Source organism: Amycolatopsis sp. NPDC006131, from assembly GCF_040614175.1.
GTDB lineage: Bacteria > Actinomycetota > Actinomycetes > Mycobacteriales > Pseudonocardiaceae > Amycolatopsis_E > Amycolatopsis_E tucumanensis.
Window position 1 is genome coordinate 1 of the sequence record NZ_JBEXTX010000200.1, and the last position, 6,645, is coordinate 6,645.

At 72.6% G+C, this 6,645-nt stretch carries 9 protein-coding genes and 1 riboswitch; of the genes, 7 read left to right on the forward strand and 2 right to left on the reverse strand.

Annotated elements, in window-relative coordinates; all coding sequences use genetic code 11:
- Positions 1-172: 172 nt before the first annotated feature.
- From ABZ215_RS42775 to ABZ215_RS42800, 6 genes are all read left to right on the forward strand, one after another.
- A complete protein-coding gene (locus ABZ215_RS42775; RefSeq protein WP_020418478.1) occupies positions 173-784 on the forward strand; it encodes a CDP-alcohol phosphatidyltransferase family protein in 612 nt (203 codons plus the stop codon).
- 57 nt (positions 785-841) lie between these two features.
- The gene (gcvH, locus tag ABZ215_RS42780; RefSeq protein ID WP_027935938.1) at positions 842-1,225 is read left to right on the forward strand and encodes a glycine cleavage system protein GcvH; all 384 of its coding nucleotides are present in this window, start codon (positions 842-844) and stop codon (positions 1,223-1,225) included.
- A gap of 104 nt (positions 1,226-1,329) precedes the next feature.
- Complete coding sequence (gene garA / locus ABZ215_RS42785; RefSeq protein WP_017988089.1) at positions 1,330-1,794, forward strand: glycogen accumulation regulator GarA; 465 nt, start codon at positions 1,330-1,332, stop codon at positions 1,792-1,794.
- Positions 1,791-2,543 carry a MerR family transcriptional regulator gene (locus tag ABZ215_RS42790; RefSeq protein ID WP_354956609.1) on the forward strand — a complete coding sequence of 251 codons (753 nt, stop codon included), beginning with the start codon at positions 1,791-1,793 and terminating at the stop codon, positions 2,541-2,543. The genes garA and ABZ215_RS42790 overlap by 4 nt, the downstream gene beginning before the upstream one ends.
- 248 nt (positions 2,544-2,791) lie before the next feature.
- The gene (locus ABZ215_RS42795) at positions 2,792-3,265 is read left to right on the forward strand and encodes a bifunctional nuclease family protein (RefSeq protein WP_017988091.1); all 474 of its coding nucleotides are present in this window, start codon (positions 2,792-2,794) and stop codon (positions 3,263-3,265) included.
- 359 nt (positions 3,266-3,624) lie between these two features.
- Entirely contained in the window at positions 3,625-4,191 is a 567-nt protein-coding gene (locus tag ABZ215_RS42800; protein ID WP_020418474.1) for a MerR family transcriptional regulator, read from the forward strand.
- A gap of 42 nt (positions 4,192-4,233) precedes the next feature.
- Positions 4,234-4,335, forward strand: a riboswitch (glycine riboswitch).
- A gap of 161 nt (positions 4,336-4,496) precedes the next feature.
- Here ABZ215_RS42800 and ABZ215_RS42805 read toward each other — a convergent pair.
- On the reverse strand, positions 4,497-4,859 hold the full coding sequence (locus tag ABZ215_RS42805) for a nuclear transport factor 2 family protein (RefSeq protein ID WP_354956611.1): 363 nt from the start codon (positions 4,857-4,859) through the stop codon (positions 4,497-4,499).
- Positions 4,860-4,984: 125 nt separating this feature from the next.
- Here ABZ215_RS42805 and ABZ215_RS42810 point away from each other — a divergent pair, with 125 nt between their 5' ends.
- Positions 4,985-5,755 carry a helix-turn-helix transcriptional regulator gene (locus ABZ215_RS42810; protein WP_354956615.1) on the forward strand — a complete coding sequence of 257 codons (771 nt, stop codon included), beginning with the start codon at positions 4,985-4,987 and terminating at the stop codon, positions 5,753-5,755.
- A gap of 15 nt (positions 5,756-5,770) precedes the next feature.
- On the opposite strand, the gene ABZ215_RS42815 is transcribed toward ABZ215_RS42810, so the two are convergent.
- Positions 5,771-6,645 (reverse strand): hypothetical protein (locus ABZ215_RS42815; RefSeq protein WP_354956613.1); only part of this gene is annotated, 875 nt, incomplete at its 5' end.

Below are 6,645 nucleotides of genomic sequence, written 5' to 3' on the forward strand. Positions count from 1 at the left end.
GCCGCCGGGCCCGAGCCGCCGGGCCCGAGCCGCCAGCCCCAAGCCCCCGGGCCCGAGCCGCCGGGCCCGAGCCGCCAGCCCCAAGCCGCCGGGCCCGGGCCGTCGCCACAACCACCGGGCACCGCCACTCCGAGGGTGAACCCGCCCCAGCCCCACCGATTAGGGTTACCTCGTGATCGAACCCCGCGCCGAGACGGCCGAGCCCAGCCTGCTGCGCCAGGCGTGGACGGTGCCGAACCTGCTGTCCCTGCTGCGGCTCGCGGGCGTCCCGGTGTTCCTGTGGCTCCTGCTCGGCCCGCGGGCCGACGGCTGGGCCCTGGCGCTGCTGGTGTTCAGCGGCCTGTCCGACTGGCTGGACGGCAAGCTCGCGCGCTGGCTGGACCAGACGAGCCGTCTCGGGCAGTTGCTCGACCCGGCCGCCGACCGGCTCTACATCGTCGCCACGCTGATCGCCTTCCTGGTTCGCGGCATCGTGCCCTGGTGGCTCGTCGCGGTGCTCGTCGGGCGTGAGCTGCTGGTCGGGGTGGCCCTGCTGGTGCTGCGCCGCAACGACTACGCGCCCCCCGAGGTCACCTACATCGGCAAGGCCGCGACCTTCGTGCTGATGTACGCCTTCCCGTTCCTGCTGCTCACGCAGGGCGGCTCGACCGCGGCCGCGATCGCCCGGCCCATCGCCTACTCCTTCACCGCGTGGGGCACCGTGCTGTACGTGTGGTCCGGCGCGTTGTACCTGCTGCAGACCTTCTGGGCGGTCCGGCGTGCCAGAGCGGGCGCGCGGATGTAAGACTTCGCGCGAGCATCGCGAAAGACCCGCGAGCCGGGGCAGGAAAGGGGACGTGGAGTGTCCGCGCCAGAAGAGTTGCGCTACACCGAGGAGCACGAGTGGGTGGCCACCCGTGACGGGGACGTGGTCCGGGTCGGGATCACCGAGTACGCGCAGGACCAGCTGGGTGACGTGGTGTTCGTCGACCTGCCCGAGGCCGGCAAGGCGGTGACCGCGGGGGAGCCGTTCGGCGAGGTCGAGTCGACCAAGAGCGTGTCCGAGCTGTTCGCCCCGGTCGACGGCGAGGTCGTCGCCGTCAACGACGCGGTGAGCGACTCGCCGGAGCTGATCAACAGCGACCCCTACGGCGAGGGGTGGCTCGTCGAGATCCGGGTGAGCGACGCCGACGCCGTGGCGGGGCTGCTCGACGCCGACGCCTACAACCGGCTGACCGCAGGCTAGGACCGCGTTTTGGGGGGAGCCGCGGGGGCCGAATCGATCAGGCACGGTACGTTGGCAGCCACAGGTTTTCAGCCAGCGACACATCAGTGGTGAGGAGAGCTCAGGTGAGCACCAACGACGGGCCCGGCGTTCCCCCGGAGCAGTCTCCGGAGCGGACCTCGGTCTTCCGGGCCGACTTCCTGGCGGACGTGGAGGGTCAGGAGGCGCCGACGCCGGAGCCTTCGGTCGCCGGTGTCGACGCGCTGCCGGCAGGCACGGCGTTGCTGGTGGTCAAGCGGGGCCCGAACGCCGGTTCGCGCTTCCTGCTCGACCGGGACACCACGAGCGCCGGGCGCCACCCGGACAGCGACATCTTCCTCGACGACGTCACGGTGTCCCGCCGCCACGCGGAGTTCCGCCGCGAGGGCGGGGAGTTCGTCGTCATCGACGTGGGCAGCCTGAACGGCACCTACGTGAACCGCGAGCCGGTCGACCAGGCGGTGCTCGCGGGCGGTGACGAGGTGCAGATCGGCAAGTTCCGCCTGGTCTTCCTGACCGGCCCGGGGCACGGGGGCCAGGGGGCGCGGTGACGGCTGCCGGGCGGCCACAGCGTGATGGACTGAGCATCGGGGCGGTGCTGGCGCAGCTGCGCCCGGACTTTCCCGATGTCACCATCTCCAAGATCCGGTTCCTCGAGTCCGAGGGGCTGGTCCGCCCGGGCCGGACCGCGTCCGGATACCGGCAGTTCTCCGCGGCGGACGTCGAGCGGCTGCGGTTCGTGCTGGCCGCGCAGCGGGACCACTACCTCCCGCTCAAGGTCATCAAGGAGCAGCTCGACGCCGCCGACCGCGGTCTGTCCGACGGCCAGGGCCTCGGCGGCAGGCTGCCGCGCAAGCTGGTCCCCATCCCGGCGGTGCCGGGCCCGGGGGACGGGCTGCCCCGGCCCGACGACTTCGCGCCGGGCCGCGACGTCCGGCTCACCAGGGAGGACCTGCTCGCCGAGGCGGGCGTGGACAGCTCCCTGCTCGCCGAGCTGGAGCAGTACGGCCTGATCCGCCCCGGCGCGGCCGGGTTCTACGACCCGGACGCGGTGCTGGTGGCTCGCACGGTCCGCGCCATGACGGAGTTCGGCATCGAGCCGCGGCACCTGCGTGCCTTCCGCGCGTCGGCGGACCGCGAGGTCGGCTTGCTCGAGCAGATCGTCGCGCCCGTGTCGCGGCAGCGTGACCCGGACGCCAAGGCGCGGGCGGACGAGCTGGCGCGGCAGCTGGCGGCACTGTCCGTGACGTTGCACACGCTGCTGGTCAAAGCGGGCATCCGGGACGTGACGGGCGGGTGAGCCCGGCGGTGCGGTTCTGGATCTCCGCTGGTCGTGGGTCGCGACGGTAATGACATGGTTTCGGGACTCCGCAGCGAGCCGCCGATGCCGTACCGTTGGTGATGGATTTGCCGGAACGGTCCACGCGACTGCCACCCAGTCCCCGCGAACGAGCACGGCGCCGGGATGGCGGGTAGCGTCGGAGATGTCGATGCGGGGTCCCCGGACCAGCGCCGCGGCCCGCGCACACGAGAGGGAGGCGAAGCCCGATGAGCGAAATGCGCGTCGTCGGCGTGCGGGTCGAGTTGCCCGCGAACCAGCCGATCTTGTTGCTCCGGGAGGCGCAGGGTGAGCGGTACCTCCCCATCTGGATCGGGTCCGTGGAAGCCACCGCGATCGCACTCGAGCAGCAGGGCGTGCGCCCCGCGCGCCCGCTGACCCACGACCTCCTCAAGGAGGTCATCGGCGCGCTGGGCCGCGAGCTCGAACAGGTCGTGATCACCGACCTGCGCGAAGGCACGTTCTTCGCCGAACTGGTCTTCGACGGCAACGTGCGGGTGTCCGCGCGGCCGAGCGACTCGGTGGCGCTGGCCCTGCGCGTCGGTGTGCCGATCCACGCGGTGGACGCGGTGCTCGACGAGGCCGGGCTGATCATCCCGGACGAGCAGGAGGACGAGGTCGAGAAGTTCCGCGAATTTCTCGAATCCGTCTCGCCGGAGGACTTCCGCGGCGCGGACACCTGACCGCCCCGCCTCCGGCGGCGCCGAAGGGGTCTTCCCGGCTCGAGCACCGGCCGGGAGGGCCCCTTCGGCGCGTTCCGGGGGCCTCCGCCGCCTCCGCGGCGAAAATTACCCGGCCGGGTAACCGTGGCCGGGGCGTCTTCACCGATCAACTCTCCATACTGCGTCGAGGCGTGGCCGCGCGTCGCGTTGACCGGGCGCGCGCCCGCGCATACCGTCGATGGCGGTAAATCGCTTCGGTGTGATTCGGCCGCGGCGCGGTCACTGGGGCACCAGAGCGGTTTGCCACTGCCGCGGGTCCTACTCCAGGGCCCCGGGTGCTTGTTTCGACCGGCCGCACGGCCGGGCGAGGGGAGGCATGCGTGGTCGACGAAAGGCCGGTTCAGGTCGTGCCCGGGGAGCAGGGTGAGCTCTTCCCGGACTCGTCCCTGCCTGACGAGCTGGTCGGATACCGGGGTCCCGCGGCCTGTCAGATCGCCGGCATCACCTACCGGCAGCTGGACTACTGGGCGCGCACCGGGCTGGTCGCGCCGAGCATTCGCACGGCGCACGGTTCGGGTTCGCAACGGCTGTACTCGTTCAAGGACATCCTCGCCCTCAAGATCGTCAAGCGTTTACTCGACACGGGCGTCTCGCTGCAGAACATCCGTGTCGCCGTCGAGCACCTGCGCAAGCGCGGGGCGCGCGACCTGGCGAAAGTCACCCTGGTCTCGGACGGCACCACCGTCTACGAGTGCACCTCGCCGGAGGAGATCGTGGATCTGCTCCAGGGCGGCCAGGGCGTGTTCGGCATCGCGGTGAAGGTCCCGATGCAGGAGATCAGCGGCACGATCCACGAGTTCCCGGCCGAGCGCGCCGACGGCGGCGAGGTCGAACCGGTCGTTCCGGACGAACTCACTCAGCGCCGCAACGCACGCCGGACCGGGTGATCGTCTCCCCGAACCGGGGAGTAGGGTACTGAGCGCGGTCGCCGAAGCCGCGCGGGAGAGACCGGGCCACCACCAGCGCGCCCGGCGCCGAAGGAGCAAAGCCTCCCCGGGAACCTCTCAGGCACCCTGGACCGCGCGGACGAGACGCCTCTGGAAAGCGGGCCGACGGGCACAACTACGTCCGGCCCCGCCGAAGGTGCAAACCCGGCTCAACACTCGGGTGAACCTCTCAGGCGCCCTCACGGGGCACGACAGAGTGGGGAGGGCCCGGAACTGGGGGTTCCGGGCCGGTCGGCGGATCCGCGTCAGCTGGGCACCTTGTCCAGGAAGCCCAGCACCTGGCCGATCCGGCCGTCCTCGACCACCACGACGTCGAAACCGATCACGAGCGGCTCCGCGGCGCCCGGCGCGCCCAGGTGCCAGGTGAACCGGGCCTGGTCGTGGTGGCCGTCCACGGCGCCGCCGAGGCTGAACTCCAGTCCCGCGAACTGCGCCTGCGCCGCGCCGACGAACTCGCCGATCGCGGCCGTGCCGCGCACCGCGCCGATCGGGTCGGTGTAGGTGGCGTCCGGGGTGAACAGTTCCTCCACCAGCGCCCGGCGCTTGTCCGCGTCCGTCTCGTTCCAGACGTCGATGTAGGCCTGGGCGAGAGCGGTGTAGTCGGTCATCGGATTCCTCCTGATCGAGTCGGTGTGACCTGATCACCATCGCCCGGATCGCGCGGTCCGTCGATTACGCGGGAGGTAATGGCGGCGCCGTGCGCGCGCCCCGTAACTTCGCACGGGTGACGACCATGCAGCGCCCCGTTGGCGAGCAGTTGCGGCAGTGGCGGGAGCGCCGCCGGCTCAGCCAGCTCGACCTCGCCCTGTCCGCCGAGATCTCCACGCGCCACCTCAGCTTCCTGGAGAACGGCCGGTCCCGGCCGAGCCGGGAGATGGTGCTGCGCCTGGGGGAGCGGCTGGAGGTGCCGCTGCGGGACCGCAACCGGCTGCTGCTGGCCGCCGGCTACGCGCCGGTCTTCCCCGAGACCCCGCTGCCCGACCTGGGCGCCGCGCTCGACGCCGTCCGGCACCTGCTCGCCGGGCACGAGCCGTACCCGGCCGTCGTCGTGGACCGCAACTGGGACCTGGTGGAGAGCAACAGCGGCATCACGCTGCTGACCGACCTCGTCGACCCCGCGCTGCTGGAACCGCCCGCGAACGTGCTGCGGATCGCGCTGCACCCCCGCGGCCTCGCCCCGCACGTGATCAACCTGGGGCAGTGGCGGGCCGAGCTGCTCGGCAGGCTGCGGCGGCAGGTGGAGATCACCGGCGACGCCGACCTGGCCGGCCTGCTGGCCGAGGTGAGCGGGTACCCGTGCGACGACCCGGTGGACGAGGCCCCGGCCGGCTCGGTGTTCGTGCCGGTGCGGCTGCGCCGCGGCGACGCCGAGCTGACCCTGCTGTCCGTGGTGGCCACCTTCGGCACCGCACTGGACGTGACGCTGGCCGAGCTGGTGATCGAGTCGTTCTACCCGGCCGACGCGGCCACGCGCGAGGTGCTCAGCGGCGGGCGGCCCGCGTGACCGCGGTGTCCTGCACTAGGCGCCGGGGTGGAGGAGGCGGGTGAAGTCGGCCTGCTGGGCCGGTTCCTGGAGGTAGTTGCGGAACCGCTGGGAGGCGCGCTGCTGGACCTCGTCGACGTCCTCGGCGGTGAGCACCGCGCAGGGGTAGTCCGCGGGGGCATTGGCGGCGAGCGGCTCGGCCGGGGAGGTCAGCAGGGTGGGCCGCGCGGTGGTCAGCTCGGTGATCGTCGCCGAGGTCTCCGGGATCCAGACGGCGGGCTGGCCGCCGATGGAGTCGAGGTTGCCGCGGCCGGTGAGGGCCAGCAGGACGCGCTGGTCGTCGATGGCCTGGACCTGGACGTGGACGCAGTGCGCGTGCACGACGGTCTTCGCCTGGTTCCACCGCTCGGCGGCGGCGGTCACCGCGGGGGCCGCCGACGGGGCGGCGACGACGCTGAGGTTGGAGTCGCCCTCGGCGCACGCGCTGGCCTGGGCCTCGGCCCGGTTGGCGACGATGCTGTCCGCCCAGCCCCAGCCGAGGATCCCGAGCACGAGGAGCACGACGAACACCCCGGCGACGATGGGCCACTTCGCGATGCCGCGCTTGGCCTCGCCGAGCACCCGGTGCGAGCCGGTGGCCTCGCCGGGCGCGACCCGGTGGGAGCCGGTGGATTCGCCGGCCCCGGCCCGGCGGCGGCCCAGCTGGGGGCGGCCGTCCACGGCCAGGATGCGGGTGCTGGTGCCCTCGCCCGCGCGCCGGTAGCCACTGGACTCACCCACCACCCGGCGGCTGCCGGTGGTTTCGGAGGCCCCCACGGCGCGGCGGCTGCCGGTGGTCTCGGTGGCGCTGATGGCGCGGCGGCTGCCGGTGGTCTCGGTGGCGCTGATGGCGCGGCGGCTGCCGGTGGTCT